At 50.5% G+C, this 277-nt stretch carries 1 protein-coding gene; it reads left to right on the top strand.

From position 1 onward, the window contains the following. Positions 1 to 277: hypothetical protein (locus SB847_RS20895; protein ID WP_410578508.1), on the top strand; the 277-nt coding region annotated here is incomplete at both ends.

Genomic DNA, 277 nt, shown 5'->3' with positions numbered 1-277 from the left:
TCCGTGCCTGACCGCCACGAAAGTATGGCGTGTTTTCGATGCGTTAGATGAACTGCTCAACGGCACGATTTTTCCAGCGGCGAAGGAAGAGCGGCATGCATTTGGGAATGCTGATATTCAGCTACTGCGAGATTGCATCAAGCTCGGAGACACGCTGACCGATGACGCGATCCAGCTCAGTTTCTTCTACTTTGATCTGAGCAGTCTTCAGACTGAAACACTATCGGCCATTTACGAACAATTTCTGGAGAGCGAGGACAGTCAAAGCAAGCGCAAG

The sequence above is a fragment of the Bacillus sp. SIMBA_026 genome (assembly GCF_046535335.1).
Classification (GTDB): domain Bacteria; phylum Bacillota; class Bacilli; order Bacillales; family Bacillaceae; genus Bacillus; species Bacillus velezensis.
The sequence above is the reverse complement of the archived record's forward strand: the minus strand, read 5'-3'. Positions and strand labels throughout refer to the sequence as shown.